15 protein-coding genes are annotated in these 14,708 nt (G+C 48.7%); all 15 read right to left on the minus strand.

What is annotated here, in order from left to right; all coding sequences use genetic code 11:
- The 15 genes from KSX81_RS01335 to KSX81_RS01405 all read right to left on the minus strand — a co-directional run bounded on the left by KSX81_RS01335 (position 1) and on the right by KSX81_RS01405 (position 14,667).
- A complete protein-coding gene (locus tag KSX81_RS01335) occupies positions 1 to 2,553 on the minus strand; it encodes a hypothetical protein (protein ID WP_176702580.1) in 2,553 nt (850 codons plus the stop codon).
- A gap of 103 nt (positions 2,554 to 2,656) precedes the next feature.
- Positions 2,657 to 5,458: a TraG family conjugative transposon ATPase gene (locus KSX81_RS01340; RefSeq protein WP_004320251.1), complete on the minus strand. Its 2,802-nt coding sequence runs from the start codon at positions 5,456 to 5,458 to the stop codon at positions 2,657 to 2,659.
- A gap of 123 nt (positions 5,459 to 5,581) precedes the next feature.
- Positions 5,582 to 5,881: a DUF4133 domain-containing protein gene (locus KSX81_RS01345; RefSeq protein ID WP_004320254.1), complete on the minus strand. Its 300-nt coding sequence runs from the start codon at positions 5,879 to 5,881 to the stop codon at positions 5,582 to 5,584.
- Between the two features lie 48 nt (positions 5,882 to 5,929).
- Positions 5,930 to 6,295, minus strand: coding sequence for a DUF4134 domain-containing protein (locus KSX81_RS01350; protein WP_004320256.1), 366 nt, complete (start codon positions 6,293 to 6,295; stop codon positions 5,930 to 5,932).
- Between the two features lie 58 nt (positions 6,296 to 6,353).
- A complete protein-coding gene (locus KSX81_RS01355; protein ID WP_004320258.1) occupies positions 6,354 to 6,686 on the minus strand; it encodes a DUF4134 domain-containing protein in 333 nt (110 codons plus the stop codon).
- Positions 6,683 to 7,135: a hypothetical protein gene (locus KSX81_RS01360; RefSeq protein WP_004320261.1), complete on the minus strand. Its 453-nt coding sequence runs from the start codon at positions 7,133 to 7,135 to the stop codon at positions 6,683 to 6,685. The genes KSX81_RS01355 and KSX81_RS01360 overlap by 4 nt, the downstream gene beginning before the upstream one ends.
- Before the next feature lie 220 nt (positions 7,136 to 7,355).
- Positions 7,356 to 8,117, minus strand: coding sequence for a metallophosphoesterase (locus KSX81_RS01365; RefSeq protein ID WP_044917907.1), 762 nt, complete (start codon positions 8,115 to 8,117; stop codon positions 7,356 to 7,358).
- 5 nt (positions 8,118 to 8,122) lie between these two features.
- A complete protein-coding gene (locus KSX81_RS01370) occupies positions 8,123 to 8,902 on the minus strand; it encodes a hypothetical protein (RefSeq protein WP_004320265.1) in 780 nt (259 codons plus the stop codon).
- Positions 8,890 to 9,864, minus strand: coding sequence for a hypothetical protein (locus KSX81_RS01375; RefSeq protein WP_004320267.1), 975 nt, complete (start codon positions 9,862 to 9,864; stop codon positions 8,890 to 8,892). Before KSX81_RS01375 ends, KSX81_RS01370 begins: the two co-directional genes overlap by 13 nt.
- Before the next feature lie 286 nt (positions 9,865 to 10,150).
- On the minus strand, positions 10,151 to 11,248 hold the full coding sequence (locus KSX81_RS01380) for an ImmA/IrrE family metallo-endopeptidase (protein ID WP_004320269.1): 1,098 nt from the start codon (positions 11,246 to 11,248) through the stop codon (positions 10,151 to 10,153).
- Positions 11,232 to 11,555, minus strand: coding sequence for a hypothetical protein (locus tag KSX81_RS01385; RefSeq protein WP_004320271.1), 324 nt, complete (start codon positions 11,553 to 11,555; stop codon positions 11,232 to 11,234). The genes KSX81_RS01380 and KSX81_RS01385 overlap by 17 nt, the downstream gene beginning before the upstream one ends.
- A 166-nt stretch (positions 11,556 to 11,721) precedes the next feature.
- Entirely contained in the window at positions 11,722 to 12,606 is an 885-nt protein-coding gene (locus KSX81_RS01390; protein ID WP_004320273.1) for a toprim domain-containing protein, read from the minus strand.
- Positions 12,607 to 12,804: 198 nt separating this feature from the next.
- Entirely contained in the window at positions 12,805 to 13,911 is a 1,107-nt protein-coding gene (locus tag KSX81_RS01395) for an AAA family ATPase (protein WP_165601824.1), read from the minus strand.
- Positions 13,912 to 13,913: 2 nt separating this feature from the next.
- On the minus strand, positions 13,914 to 14,255 hold the full coding sequence (locus KSX81_RS01400) for a helix-turn-helix transcriptional regulator (protein ID WP_004320277.1): 342 nt from the start codon (positions 14,253 to 14,255) through the stop codon (positions 13,914 to 13,916).
- A gap of 43 nt (positions 14,256 to 14,298) precedes the next feature.
- Positions 14,299 to 14,667, minus strand: a complete 369-nt coding sequence (locus KSX81_RS01405) for a helix-turn-helix domain-containing protein (protein WP_004320284.1) — start codon at positions 14,665 to 14,667, stop codon at positions 14,299 to 14,301.
- Positions 14,668 to 14,708 lie beyond the last annotated feature (41 nt).

The following is a 14,708-nucleotide window of genomic DNA, read 5'->3' on the forward strand; positions in this document are numbered from 1 at the left end:
TCAATTTTCATTTTCATTCTCGTTCTCGTTTTCGTCACCATCCCCTCTGTTCGGGTCTGCATTCTCTCTCCATCGCTCGTAGCACTCTTCAATGAGTGTCCTTCTGCGACCTTGGTCAGCATCTATCGAGGGAAGAATGTCCTTCAGCACGTCGATAATGCTACGCTTGTAGTGCATCATTTTTTCTAATGATACCAAGTCGGCGTATATATTGGTGATACGGCTATCTACTTCACGGGCTATCTCCAGGCGGTCGCTCGACCAGAGCAGGTGTATCACATCGTCATTGTCAGCAGTCTGTGTCGCCTCGCTCTTGGCATACTCCGTAGTGATGCTGCACGTCGGGAACTCCTGGGCTATCTCTGAGATACGGCTGTTCACCTGCCGCGTCTTTTCCTCATCAGAGGCATTCGGGTCAAGGGTCAGCACATCCACTACCTGTGTGTCGGTGTATTCCGAGGTCAGTTCCCACGAAATTTGCAGTATCGCACGGTGTATCTTGATGCCAAGGAAGTACTTGGGCTTCCTCGCTATGGAGAGTGTTGCCTTGAAGGTGATGATGCCGTTGATGTTAGGCATGGTGGCTGTGCGCACGTAGGTATAGCCGTTCCACGAACCGGCTCCTTGCCACGTGAGGTTGTAGGCTGACTTCACATCCTGCATGATAGCAGGAATGCGGTAGTAGTCATCGGTGGCTGTGGCATTGTCGTTAGCCGCCTCGCTCTTGGCATCCTGTATGTCTGCCAACTGCTGCTGCCATGTCGCCAACTCCCTTTTCAGGTTGTCTATCTTCGTCTTGTTGGCATTGTATTGCTGTCGCAAGGCAGGGGCTTCCTCTACGGAAGCATTGGCTATTTGCGTGAGCAGGTTCTTGTTCTCTGTCTCCAACTGGCTTATCTGCGCCTCCAACAGGGCTATCTTGTTGCTTGCCTCACGTTCCTTCTCGTCCAGTTCCGAGAGGTCAAGATTGTTCTCCGTGACGGTTGTCCTCATGGCGCACTCCTTGCTGTGGGCATTGAGCGAACCGCCGCACTCACGGCACTTGTACCGCGTGCTGCCTTGTCCGAGGGTGACACCGTCCGAACAGGTGACACTGATGGTCACGCTCTCCACGCCCTTCAGCTTGGCGGCATCGGTGGCTTGGTAGTAGCGGCGTGCATCACTGCCGATGTAATAGACATAGCCCTCTTCGTTGTCGTTGTACTCCGAGAGACGTGCCTGCAACTGGCGTTTGAAGGTATTCAAGTCCATACTGTAGGAGTCGAAGACATCCTCATACACCTCTTCTACGTTGTTCCAACTCTTGGAGACGTGTATCTCGTAGGCATAGGCTTTCTTGGTCTGCTTGCCGCCACGGCTGATGATGTACGCGGACATCCAGTAGTTCATCGTATAGGTGAAGCCGTCGTTCTGTGCATTGAGCTGCTGCACACGGCTGCGACTCCATCCGGCATGGTTTTCCGAGTTTGTCAATATCTGCTCTCGCTGCGTGCTGTTAGGGTAGAAGTTGGGGTCGGAAGTATTGATGCGATACCAATGGTCACCGTTCAGAATGCTGTTGTCATCGGTCGGAGGATAGTAGTCACAGAGGCTCACGCTGCCTTGGTCTCGTCGGGCGATGTACCAACGCTGCGTGTAGTAGTTGCCCTGCGTCTCGCTCAGATAGTCTGTCATCCACGAGGTGATGTTGTAGTTGGAGAGGTCAAAGAGGGCTGCCACGTTGTCCTCGCCACCCACCAGACTGAGGAGGGTGCTGCCGATGCCGTTCTCTGCCTGTTCATAGAGGTCATGGTAGTTGTCATAGATGTCCAGTATCTTGCTCACCTTGCCATTGAACAACTCATTGAAGGCACTCTTCTGCAAGAGTGCGTCCGATGCCCCGTTGATGCCTGCCGTAGCCAACGATGCTCCCATGTTGTAAAGGGTTTCGATGTCTGCGGTGAGGTTCTCCACGGTGAAGTTGCCAGGCACACTGGCGATGTCGTCCAACAGCTGCTGCCAATCCACATTGCCTATCTCCGAGAGCTTGAGGATGGCGGCTATCTCCTGGTTGATTTCCAAAAACTGGATGTCGGCAAAGGTCAGGCTGCTGTTGGTCACCACGCTTTCAAACTGCATACACAGCGACTTGGTGTCGGCACATATCTTCATCAGGTAACTGCCCCAATAGAGGGCGGTCTGCGGACTCTTCAGCATCATGCCTGCCACCGTCCAGATCTTGGGCATAATCTTGTTTGCCACCATATTGTGGATGCGGCGGTAATAGTAGTTCTCCGTACTGCTGCTCCAGATGCCGAGGTCGGTGAATGCCTTGCGCTCCAAGAACTTGGCGGCGAAGATACCGGCAGTGGCAACCTCTGCGGCATTGTAGTGCTTCAAGATTTCGCCCGCCTGCTCGTTATAATAGCTCTCAGCCATAGCTCCAGCACCGAATGCGGCAGCCATGGCGGCAACGGTCTGCTTGTCATAGTTCACGCTGTAATACTGCGCATGAACCTTTCCCACGACAAGCGTCAGACACATATATATTATAATAAGGTGTATACGTCTCATTGCTTCACTACTTTACGTTTCTACTACTTTCAGTTTCTACTATTCCACTACTTTACTACTTGTAGTATTTACTATTGGTAGTATTCACTACTGATAGTATCTACTACCCAGCCACCGTTGACTTCGTCTTCGTCCGACGTGACTCGGGATAGCCCAAACGAGTTTGGGACTCTCCTCTCGCTACTCCGTCCGTTCCCGATGATTTTGTCATCGGGCTGTTGTCCCTCAGATTGAGCACCTTTCCCGCCTCATTCACCTTCTGCGCAAATGCCAACGACTTCCCGATGCCACTGGCATCCCAGTCCCAGCAATACCGCTCAATAGCCTCCTGATGGCTGCACTTCAGTTCTCGCTTATACAATTTCAATGCCTCCTTCTCAGCTCGCTCGGTGGTGTAGGTCATATAGCACTCGTGCGGTTCCTCCACACCATAGACTCCGCTCGTCGAGCCACGTCGGATAAACACCTCACGGAAGAAACTGCGTCCTTCCTTGTTCTCTAATCGGTTGACCGTGAAAATCTTCTTGCAATCCACATCGGTCAAGCCCAGTATCGCCTTGATCTCGTCGAAACGCTCACGGAACTTGCTCTGATCGAGCAGCATCACCACGTCGGAATTGTTGATGATGGCTTCCTTCACGATGGGACTGCCGATGATGTCCTGTATCTCCTGTGTCACCACGCCCACGCTCGCCCAGAACTTTCGGGCGGTCTTGTAGAGGTACTTGATGTACTCGGCCATCAACGGCGAGGCGATGGCTTTCCATGCCTCCTCGATGACTAAGCACTTGCGGTTCTTCTTCAGGCGCATCTTCTGCAAGAACACGTCCATGATGATGAGCGTCACGATGGGGAAGAGCTGCTTGTTCTCCTTGATGGCATCCACCTCGAAGACGATGAAGGTCTCGTCGAACAGGGTGCTATCGACGTTCTCGTTGAGAATCTTGTCGTACTTGCCGCCACGGTAGAAGTTCTGGAGCATGTAGGCGAAGTTGTCGCAGTCGATGGTGGTGATGTTGTTCTCGATGCATATCTGGTCGAGACGCTCACAGGCAAACTCATAGAACGAGTCGAAGGACAGCGTCTTCACTGCCAATGCCATGCGCCGCTCCTCCAGTCCGTGGATGAGTTTCTCCACCTTGTCGTGTATCTGAGTCAGCTCCGTGCCGCGCCGCTTCTCCATGGTGGAGAGGTTTTTTCTCAGTGTCTCCTTCTGTGAGGAAGGATAGGGCTGAACGCCGTTGAAGTAGAAGTCGTAATATTCCGTCACCAACTGCTCCACCACACGGAACTCCAGTTCGGGTATCTGCACCTCCGAGCCTTTCCATATCAGCAGAATCAGGTTCTTCAGGAAGTCGATCTTCTCGATGTTCAGCTCCCGCTTGCTGATGTTGAAGGGGTTCATGGTGATGGGCTTGTCCTCCGTATAGGCGATGTACTTGCCGCCCACATACTCGCAGAGTCCCTCATACGAGTTACCCGTATCGACCATGACGATGTCGGTGTTCTGCTCCCACAACTGGCGCACCACGCTGTTCATGTGGAACGATTTGCCGCTGCCCGAAGGACCCAAACAAAAAAAGTTCGAGTTGTCGGTCAGCTTCTCCTTTCCCTCCTTTCCTGTGATGTCGATGGCTACGGGCACGCCCTGGCGGTCGGTATAGTATATCTTCAGCGGGGTGTCCTCATTGTGCACGATGCGCTCCTTGTACATCAGGCAGGTGGCGGCATCGCCGAGGGTGAGGAAACGGTCGTAGTCGGCATTCATGCCATAGCAGTTGCCGGGGAAGGAGTTGACGAACAGCTCCAACTGGTTGTAGGCGCGCTTGCTGATATGGATGCCCATGCGCGAAAAGGAGTTTTCGAGATGGTTGGTGCATTTCTGTATGTCGGTGTCGCCGCTCACTGCCACCACGAGGTTGTAGTGGGTATAGACGAGCTGCTTGCTTTCCCTCGCTATCACCTCCTGCACTCGCTTGATGTCCTCCACAGCCATCAGGTTGCTGGGATTGGGCATGGAGGCATGGCGATTTTTCTTCTTGTCGAGCAAGGCAAGCTCGCGCTTCTGGTTGGGCACGAACACCATCTGGTTGAACACCACGCAGTCGGCACCGGGCACGCTATCGACGATGCTCACGAGGTCAACGGGCATACTGGTGTTGTTCACCTCGATATTGGCGTAGGGACGGATAACCGACGGCAGGTTGGCACAATCCACATCCACAAGGCTATACACCTTGCAGCGGCGGTCGCCCATGCCGATGGTCTCGTCATCGACCTTGAAGTTGGTCATCGACACCACCTTGTCACGGAAGTTCATGGAGAAGAAGCGGTCAACATACTCGCTGGCTTCCGTCTTGCCGAGGAAGCGGGACTTTACACCAGCATCCCTCAGTTGGTCGTGCACCTTGCGTATCTTCACCAAGAAGTCGCGCCATTTTTTGTTGTCGAACGACATCAGGCGGCTCTTCTTGTTCTCCTGTGTGATGGTCAGGTAGCAGACGCTGTCGGTAAATGGTCTGCCGTTGAAATAGCGGAAGTAGCTCTCGCTCAGAAACTCATGATTAGTCGCATTCTCTTCCTTGAACGCCTTCCTCACAAACACGTCCTGCTTGTGCATGGCATAGCCTTCACCCAAGGTCTGGGCAAGGGCGGCGAAGAGGTGGGTGAACTCATAGTAGGCCTCGATATTGGCGGAATATTTCTGTACGGGGTTCTCCATTTTCAGCACGGCGGAGTATTCGCCCGTCTTGGTATAGAGCACACCGATGCCATCTACTTCCTCGATGGAGAAGTAGATGTCCTGGAAGATGCGCTTGCGCTTGCCTCCCGTGCCGAATGCCTTGACACTGATGGCCATGCCCACGCAGATGGCTGAGAATATGAGTATGATGTATAGGGTCATTGTTCTTTTCTTTTTTAATCACAAAAAGGCGGGCGCACCCTCATACGTGATGCCCCCACCTTCATTCACTTACAATCATTGATAGCATTCCACTTGGACATAATGGATTCTCTTTTTTTTGTTTTACACTTTCTTTGAATAGGCATAGATGAATATTCCGTTGTCACTCTTTTTGCTATGCAAGCCTTTGCGCTGCTTCATGACGATGAGAACGCCACCGACAGCCACGGCGAGGACAAGCAGCACGAGTCCTGCCACGAAACCGAAGATGCAGTAGCCGAGGATGAAGCCCGCAACGGCTCCTCCTGCGGTGGCTGCCGCCCAGTAGATGTAGCGTCCCTGCAACCCGAAAAACTCTAATGGACGTTGCAGTCCCTTGAAAATGGGATAGTCAGGAAATCGCTCCTGCTTTGCCTCTGCCATAACTGTCAGTGTTTTAACGTTCTACATACTCACAATCTCACGCTGCGTTTAACCTCCAATGCCGAAGAACAGAGGCAGTGCCTGGGCTGCTGCAATGAGGAAAATACATGCGCCGACGACCATCATGATCTTCTTTTTCACGTCCTGTTCCTCGTTGTTCATGGCGATGTAAACTGAGATCGCACCGACTATGGCAACGACACCGGCTATGGCGTAGCAGAGCTTCACCACGATAGGCACATACTTGGCAATTTCCTCCGTCACTGTGGTAAGCGCGGTCGTGCCTGCTGAGTAGTCGCCGGCTGCGTTCTGTGCCATTGCTGCGGTGGTGCCGACAAGCAGCATCAGGGCGAGCGTTTTCATGCGCTGTGAAGAGAAGAGTCCCTTCACCTTCTTGTTAATCCTTTCAAACATTCTTTTTACCTTTTAATTTGTTACACTTTGAGTTATCTTATCTCGTATCACCTGTATCTCAAATCTGATAGCCGAAGAAGGCGGGGAAGACGATGGTCGCTCCTATGAGGAACAGGCAGGCTCCCACCAGCATCATGATGTTCTTCTTCACTCCCTCTTCGCCCGTATTCATCTTTATATATATCTGCAAGGCACTGATAATGACCACGATGCCCGCCACTGCATAGCACATATAGACGATATAGAGCATCATCGTCACGGCATAGTCGTGGGCACTCGCAAGTGCGTCCGCTCCCCAGCTGTAGTCCACGTTGCCACACTTAGCACTGGCCAGAACTGGGGTTAAAGCGGCATATAATGATAGAAATGCACTTCTTGTTTTTGACATCATATCTCATTATTGAGTGATTCCACCTTGACCATTTCACGACCATTGTGACGGAGGCCACGGGCGATGATGGTGTTTATCAATTCTTCCGAAAACATGGGGTCGGAATAGGTGGTATTCACTTCCTCCATCTTCTTCTCGATTGCGCTTTGTATTTTTTCAAGCACATGAGGCTTGCTCTCTTCCGCAGTGGCGGCTGCCTCCTCTGTAGGCTCTGCAAGCTGCTTCTCCTCGTAGGCTGTCTCATACTGGTTATCGCCTACGCTGAAGCCGCCGTCGCTCTCGCTGACCGCTATCGACTCTTCTTCATCGGTCATGTCACTGACATCAAACGACTCGCCCTGTGACTTCTCGTCCTTGGGCTTTCCGTACAGATCCTGCACGATGATGACCGTATAGTAGATGACATAGATTACGGTCACGACAATGGCGAATATTACAAATGACTTCATATTTTCAAGTTTGATTTTACTATGATTTGGCTTATTGCCAGTGCAAAGGAACTACCTTTTCTTCAATCTTAAACCGAAATGCCTTTCCGCAGAGCCAAATCTTAACTCTAATTTTGATTACACTCACAATCATACTCAAAAATCAAACTCGAAAGGCACAAAAAAAGCCCTTCCGATATGGAAGAGCCTGTAAAGAGGGTGGATGAGAAAATGTGGATGGCTATATGGTCAGATGCTTGTCGTGGGAGAAGTCTTGATGCTCGTTGGAGAATACATAGCCCAACTGGTTGGACAGGCATTGGGTGTTGCCTATCCTGGCATTGATGTTGGTGTGCGAGTGTCCGTATATCCAATAGTCAATGCCGCTATCGGTGATATAGTCCTCCAGTTCTACAGTGAAAGCCCCGTTTGCCTTGCTGCCCTGAAACTTCGGGTGGAGCATACGGAACGACGGCACATGATGGGTGACAACAATCTTATGGACTGCTTGCGAATGTGCCACAGCGTCCTTGATGAACGTGAGGCAACGCTTATGCTCGGCATTGAATTGGGCATGGGTCATCAGTTCACCTTTATATAATATACGGCGGAAGTCACTTATCACTTGCTCGGTGAAGTAAGCGTCTTCCAAAGGAATCCTCGACCAAAGGGTGGAGAGGATGATGTCGGTGTCGCCAATCCTCACAACACCATTGTAGTGGCTGAATACATTGGGACGTATCTCCAAGAGATAGCCGTCGGGCAATGTCGCCACATCATAGTATTTGTAGAACTCATGGTTGCCCATGCAGCAATGCACCTCCTTGTAATTCTCCGATGCCCAGTCCCAAAAGGGATGCTTGGAGTAGTTATCATCACCGAGATAGCCGATGTCACCGGCAAGCAGCAGTATGTCGCCCGTCACCTCCAAGGGGTGGGCTTTCAGATACCGCCAGTTGTCGGCAAACTCTAGGTGCAGGTCGGATGCGTATTGTATCTTCATATTGTTCATGCTTCCATAAACAATTCATCCAGTTGGTCCAACAGTCCAGTCACAAATGCCTCGTCTTGACCGAGCGAATTTGACAATGGTTCTGCGAGAATTGACCAGTCGGCTCTGATGGAGGCGACAAACTCCCTTATACATGCCACTATGGAAGCAGGTGCCTCAATGTTGTCCTCGGCCATTATGACCACATTCTTCAGAATGTCAGAACGATGCTTCTTGATGTCCTTGGTGTTCACATGCTTGCCGTCCCTCTTGTCTGCCATGAGATTGAGGTAGGCTCTTGCCTTCAGCGCTATCAAGGCAGCGGAATTGGCATGGCGTATGCCATCAGTCAGTTGGCTGTGTGCGATAGTGAAGTGATAGTAGTCATCGTCCATGATGATGGCACTGAGACTCGACACATCTTCATCGGTCGGGATAGGTTCTATGACAAATCCCTTTGGCTCTCCAAGCACATCGGGGTGGCGTGACAGCAGTTCTATCATCTCGGGATAACCATCTTTGCCATCAAGGAAGCGGTACATTTCATATCTTGGTGGTTCACCAGCCTCCTGTTTCCTCTTTTCAGGTCGATAGCCTGCCTCACGTACAAACTGCCAGAAGCGGTTGGCGAATGCCTCGGTCATGTTCTCTACGATGACTATCATATCGATGTCGTGTGTGGCGCGGGGGCGCACCACGGTATTGGTCATGGTGATGTCACAGGCTGCACCGCCTATCACTACATAGTTGTCTGAGTATTCCGCAAAAGCCTCGCGGAACTTATCTAATCCGTCCATTTCTGTTCACTGATTATTCGTTCTACTTCTTTTTCCACTCTCGGATCATTGTCCTCCCTCAATGAAAGGACAAGGGAAAGGCGGTCAACCCACTGGTTCTTGTCGCCAATCTTGCTGACGACAGGGTATTTCCATACCTCTATGATATAGTTGCCGTCATAGATGTTGGGATTTTCCATGACATCAGCCGACTTGACGGCACGGTACTCCTTGCTTGTCATCATCATCATCTGTTCCCTGTCGGGGTTGAGCATGGTGTAATGCGCCAAGGCATTGATGCCACATACGGGATATTCCGCATCCAAGCGTATGTCATCGCAATAGATAAGGTTCTCTACGGGTGACAGCAAGACGTTCTGTGCCTTGTCCCACAGTTCCTTGCCCTTCAGCTCGAAGTGTACCACCTTACTGCGCTGTCCGTTCTGAATCTTTTGACACAGCCCTACGTCTTCAAGGCAGGTGACACCCAACGTGACGCTTTCATAGGAATAGGGAAGCAAGGGCGCAATGTCTCTTGGCGACATTCCTTCGAGACTGCCGACCTGTAGGTGGTAGAGCAGCATGTATTGTGCCACAGGAGTCAGTACCTCAGCTATCTTCCTGTTGCTTGTCTTCTCCAATGCAATGATGCCAGGCAAGTGGGCATACTCCTCGGACATGACAAAGAAGACTCCCTTGTCCGCCAGCCTGTGCCGCTCGTAGGTGGGTCCGGGCGCAAGGATGAATACTGCGGGCAGTCCCAAGGCTTCAGTCAATCGCTTGCCCGTGATGGCGCAAGCCCGTGGAGAGGGATTGACTTCTTTCTTAGGTTTAACGAACAGCAGGGACATGCCTTGGTATGTGCCGTCATAGAAACTGTATGAGAGTTTCTCTCCGACAGTGATACCTTTCAAGCTTTCCTTGGCACGAGGTTCCACCTCAATGCGTCTGCCCAATATCCTTATTTCTTTTTTCAATTCCATTCTGCTACATTTTAATGATACATTAAAACGATGCAAAAATAAGGATAATAATTGAGAATCAGGCATATTTTGGCGAAAAAGTGCAGATTTGATATGTAATTTCAATGCATTTGAGCCGTTTCTGCACCAAATGATAATGTTTTCGTCTTGATAATGTCATTCCGATGCCGTTCGTTTCTTTCTCATTAGATAGCCAATTCTCATCAATCAAACTCAAAGGGCATAAAAAAGCCCTTCCGATAGGGAAGAGCTTATTCTATTGGTTTGGCTGATGCCAATATTCCGATTAACCGATTCTTCTGCTTTCGTCAGAGCGGAACTTGTACATTCCTGTCTCGTATGATATTCTGCCTAACACAATCCACTTGTTCAGGCCTTTCTCATTAGCCCATTGGGTATATTTGCGCTGTATCATCGCAGGATTTAACCTTACCTTCGGGGCATTTTTCCATTCTTCGTTTGGTATGAGGGCATTGGCAGCAAAGGCATTGGCTTCTTTTTCCTCTGCACTCTCGTTGTCATAATCTGGGATGCTGAGTTTACAATCGCTTCGGCGGCCATCGAGATAATGCAGATAGATGTGCCCGACCTCGTGCATCAGTGCGAAAGCGAAATTGTCTATGCGGTCGTATCTCCTTGTCAATATTATATAAGGTATGCCGTCTTCTATGTAAGAATAACCATCCACAGAGGCTTTATCCACCTTTTCTTCGATGCAGAAGGCTATTCCCTCGGCAGCCAATATCTCTTTTACAGTATTCTCCGTGGAGCGATTGTCATGCAAGGCTCTTACCAATGCTGCAACCACCTCATTTCTTCTTTCCTGGTTGAATGGTTGTGAAACCTTTTGTCTCTTGGCTTTTGATTCTGCCAAAAGCTTCCATGTCATCAGCATACGAGGGTCTTGACCTGTCTTTGCCGATTTTCTGAACATGCCGGATGTCTCCAGTTTCAGCTCGGCAGGCTGGGGCAGACAAAGGGTTTCGGAAATATACTGCATCTGTTGAACCGCTGTAGTCAGTTCTTTGCCGATTCGCTTGAACAAGGTTTTGACATCAAAGATTTCATTATAAAGACTGAGGGCGTTTTGCGCTTCAAACTCTTCAACGCCTCTCTGCTCTATCACCTTCATGTCATATTCATATTGGGTCTGCATGTTTACCAACGATACTGCAGAGATGCCGAGAACCTCTTCTATCTTGTCTGCAATGGGCTTTGTTATGGGTCTCTTGCCTTTTATCAGCTCATTCAGATGTGACTTTTGCATACCAATCATGACTGCAAAGTCCTTTTGGGAGATTTCTCTGTCTTCCAATTCATACCTCAGAATGGTACCCGGATGGGTTGCCGTCCAAGGGGTCTTGCTTTCATTTCTTGTTGCCATAGTGGTCATCATTTAATTCTATTAACGTTATTTCCAATCCTGTCTCTGTTTCCCGGAACAGCAGCCGCTCAACTCTATTGTTGAATATCCTGACAGAGCTTAAGGATATATGTCTCAGTTGCTCGTAGTGAAGGAAACTGTAATCCCTCAATTTGGAGACATGCTCCACTGATTTCATCAGGTTGTATATATCAGTCAGCTTCTTCACAAATTTCTTGTCGCGAGCGATTCTTTTATATTTTCCTGCATTCATTCCATATAGTATGAGTTCACGCAGGTCATCGTCTTGTATTTCAACTTTAATCATGCATTCAGCATTTATTTTTGGTGCAAAGATAATAAATAATTCCCATTAAAAGGGAACTTTATCGATATTTCTCTTCAAAATCGCACATATTTGTGATAAATTAACATGAAAAGCGGTTTTAAGAGCTTTTTTGAGTCGGAATCCAAACAATTTATTCATTGACAGGTTATCTTTTCCTCATAAGATAGTCGTTGACATCCTTGTAGTCGGCATACCTGAAGGACTCGTCCGTCACCCTGTACTCGAATACATTGCTGATACTCTCAACCGTCTTGCGTCCTGCCTGGTCGTTGTCGAGGAAGCAATGGATGTGGGTGTAACGGTCAAGGTACTGCAATGCTCGTTTGATGTTGGCGACTGAGTTCAGTATCATATAGTCGCAAGGGCTTTCAACGACAAACCATCTATCTTGCTGTTTGACGAGGGTCATATACGCAAGGAAATCCATGAAGCCCTCAAAAACCAGACAACCGCTTTGCCACTCATTGAATGTATGGGCAAGCAGGGTGATATCCTTATGCCCGATGCAGCCCTTGAAATAGGGATTGCGCACCTCATGTCCTTCGCTTAGGTTGCCAAAGGCAATGCCATAGTAATGCTTCTGCTCAACCTTGTAGTGTATCTCCCTGCAATACATCCTGCCGATGGTGATGTCTATCCGTCGGCTACTGAAATAGGACAGCAGAGAATGGTTGCTCAGAGGAAGCAGCTTCACATCGTTCATTTTGGTTGTCGTGTATTCCTTGGCTGCGATGGCGGTCTCTATCGCCTTATCCACAGTGGTGATATTCTTGGACGCAAGGTAGGCAAGGGCATCGGAAACGGAGTGTTTGTTATACATGCGCTTTACCAACTCCACAAGGTCGCCACCCTCCTTAATGGCGTAGTCGTACCACAGGTTCTCCTTCTTGCTGACCTTGAACGATGCGGTCTTCTCGTCCCTGAAGGGTGACAGATACCAGTAGGCATTGCCCTTCTTCTTTTTCAGCGTTACATTCTCCTTGTCCAAGAAGTCTATAATGCTCAGTTTCTTCGATTGTTCAATATTCATTGCATTTCATTTGTTCGGTTTCACTTTGTCCATGGAACAGTTTACTTTACCCTTTCTCCTATATAGGCACCCCCGTAAACTAAACCATTTGCTAAACTACTTTTCCGCTTCCCAATTCAGCCTCCGATTTCGGTTTACTTTGGCCTTATTTCTTATATATAGGCACGGACGTAAACTAAACTGGTTTCTGAACTGTTTTTATTCCTCTTCATGGAACAGGTCAATCTCCGCAAGAGTATATCCGAAATAGTAGTGATTATCCCGCTTCACTATGAGCTTTTGCTCGTTCATCAGATATTTCAGCATTTTGATGATAACGCTTCTGCCACGCTTGAAGCCGATGTCTGCATAGGCTTGCGTCAATTCCTCCACCATGCGATCGAATCCTTTGATAGGTTTCTCCTTGAATGCAGCCGTCAGTGCCTCGTTATGCTGTTCGGATGTCAAGTCTTGGTAAGTAAACCTTGACGGTTGCTTGTCACCTTCTTCCTTCTCCGGCGTGTGCTCGACAATCTCTGGCAACCCTTCTTCATTGACGGTAAAGGCAAACGGCTTGAATTCCTTCTCACGGATGTGCATAGCCTTCACCTCGCTGATATCGGGATTGGTGGTGCTCTTGGTGATGACAAGCACCGTCTCTGCCTTGTTGTTCATCTCCGTACCGATATGCCCGCGCACGTTATTGTCGCCCTTGTTCTGATGCAATACGCAATGGATGTGCAGGTCATACTTTGATGACCATTCCATCATCTTGTTGATGACCTCGACCGATTCTCCCGCATTGTTGATGTCGAGAAGCAGGTCCCTGATTCCGTCGATGATGACCAGTCCATAGCTTTGGTCTTGGGCAAGCGCATAGTTTATGACCTCTATCCTGACGGAGGGTGTGTACTCCCTCAGACAGATAAAGTCCAGATTCTCGTTGTCGATGCTTGTAGGCAGACCGGCGAGCTTCAGGATGCGCTCCAGCACGTTATGACAATGATAGCGGCTCTGCTCGGTATCTACATACAGTATCTTGCGCTTTCCCTCTGGCAGACTGGCTCGATAGTTAAGAACCTTACCGTTGGAGAGTGATGCAGCCACCAAGGCAGACACGTTGAAGGTCTTTTTCGCCTTTGCCTTACCCGTAGAAGCACTGAAGTTGCCCAATGTGGCTATGCTGGAATTATCAACCCATATAATCTGAGGAGGTGTTTTATAAGTATCTGTTGCCTTTATCAACGATTCGCTCAATATGCGATTGAGACGCTGTACTCCTTCCTCTTTTGAGTTAGGCTGTACATGTTTGTTATTTTCTTCCATTTTCATTCTTTCGGATTATTAATTTCTGTTTTCGTTACCATTCCAATAATCTCTTGTTTGTTTTGGAGCAGCCACTTGTCGATTTCTTCTCTATTAAAATACAGCATTTTTCCCCTTGGCTTATAGTGTGGAACTTCTTTTGCGGCTGTAAGTTTGTATAGCAGGCTTTCAGAAACACCAATATACTTACATGCTTCGTCAAACCCCAAGACGGTTTTGGTCTGCTTGACCATCTTCTCCAATTCCTCGATTCGCTCTATTAGTTTGTCAATAGGTCCCAAAGCCTCCAAACTGTCTTCTATTGCGACAATTCGCTCATAGAGTCTAAAATGTCTTTCATTCATGTGTCACGTACCTTAATTAAATTGTTTACAGACAGTAGCACGGTTATATTAGCCGTCTATTCTTTCTTTGTGTAGATAGTACATATTCCTCTGCTTCTCTTTGAATCTCGTTCTTCGATTTGCCCTTGGTTCCTTGAAGCCATTCATCTATCTCAGATTTGAGGAACATGATGCGTTTGCCTCTCTTGTGAAACGGTATTTCCCGATTGCTTGTCCAGCAATATATGGTATGCTCTACCGGATGTGTTGGGAGATAAGCACATAATTCAGCAACCGTAAACCATGTTTCTTCTTTTTCTGATTGAACAAGTTCATATATACCATCAATCTTGTCTTCTAATGATGACAGCTTTTTCAGTACCCCCGTTATAGCGTTGGGAATATCTTCAAATCTTATACTATTTTCTTCCATGCTAATTATTTTTTATGATTTTTGATGCAAAGTTATGGGGA

This window comes from Bacteroides sp. MSK.18.37 (assembly GCF_019129155.2).
Lineage (GTDB): Bacteria > Bacteroidota > Bacteroidia > Bacteroidales > Bacteroidaceae > Bacteroides > Bacteroides ovatus.

What these genes read in the sequence shown, in the direction of transcription:
- KSX81_RS01360 (WP_004320261.1), bottom strand. Translation starts at nt 7,135, where the DNA reads ATGAAGTCATTTGTAATATTCGCCATTGTCGTGACCGTAATCTATGTC.
- KSX81_RS01335 (WP_176702580.1), bottom strand. Translation starts at nt 2,553, where the DNA reads ATGAGACGTATACACCTTATTATAATATATATGTGTCTGACGCTTGTC.
- KSX81_RS01355 (WP_004320258.1), bottom strand. Translation starts at nt 6,686, where the DNA reads ATGATGTCAAAAACAAGAAGTGCATTTCTATCATTATATGCCGCTTTA.
- KSX81_RS01380 (WP_004320269.1), bottom strand. Translation starts at nt 11,248, where the DNA reads ATGGCAACAAGAAATGAAAGCAAGACCCCTTGGACGGCAACCCATCCG.
- KSX81_RS01405 (WP_004320284.1), bottom strand. Translation starts at nt 14,667, where the DNA reads ATGGAAGAAAATAGTATAAGATTTGAAGATATTCCCAACGCTATAACG.
- KSX81_RS01385 (WP_004320271.1), bottom strand. Translation starts at nt 11,555, where the DNA reads ATGATTAAAGTTGAAATACAAGACGATGACCTGCGTGAACTCATACTA.
- KSX81_RS01395 (WP_165601824.1), bottom strand. Translation starts at nt 13,911, where the DNA reads ATGGAAGAAAATAACAAACATGTACAGCCTAACTCAAAAGAGGAAGGA.
- KSX81_RS01390 (WP_004320273.1), bottom strand. Translation starts at nt 12,606, where the DNA reads ATGAATATTGAACAATCGAAGAAACTGAGCATTATAGACTTCTTGGAC.
- KSX81_RS01345 (WP_004320254.1), bottom strand. Translation starts at nt 5,881, where the DNA reads ATGGCAGAGGCAAAGCAGGAGCGATTTCCTGACTATCCCATTTTCAAG.
- KSX81_RS01400 (WP_004320277.1), bottom strand. Translation starts at nt 14,255, where the DNA reads ATGAATGAAAGACATTTTAGACTCTATGAGCGAATTGTCGCAATAGAA.
- KSX81_RS01350 (WP_004320256.1), bottom strand. Translation starts at nt 6,295, where the DNA reads ATGTTTGAAAGGATTAACAAGAAGGTGAAGGGACTCTTCTCTTCACAG.
- KSX81_RS01340 (WP_004320251.1), bottom strand. Translation starts at nt 5,458, where the DNA reads ATGACCCTATACATCATACTCATATTCTCAGCCATCTGCGTGGGCATG.
- KSX81_RS01375 (WP_004320267.1), bottom strand. Translation starts at nt 9,864, where the DNA reads ATGGAATTGAAAAAAGAAATAAGGATATTGGGCAGACGCATTGAGGTG.
- KSX81_RS01365 (WP_044917907.1), bottom strand. Translation starts at nt 8,117, where the DNA reads ATGAAGATACAATACGCATCCGACCTGCACCTAGAGTTTGCCGACAAC.
- KSX81_RS01370 (WP_004320265.1), bottom strand. Translation starts at nt 8,902, where the DNA reads ATGGACGGATTAGATAAGTTCCGCGAGGCTTTTGCGGAATACTCAGAC.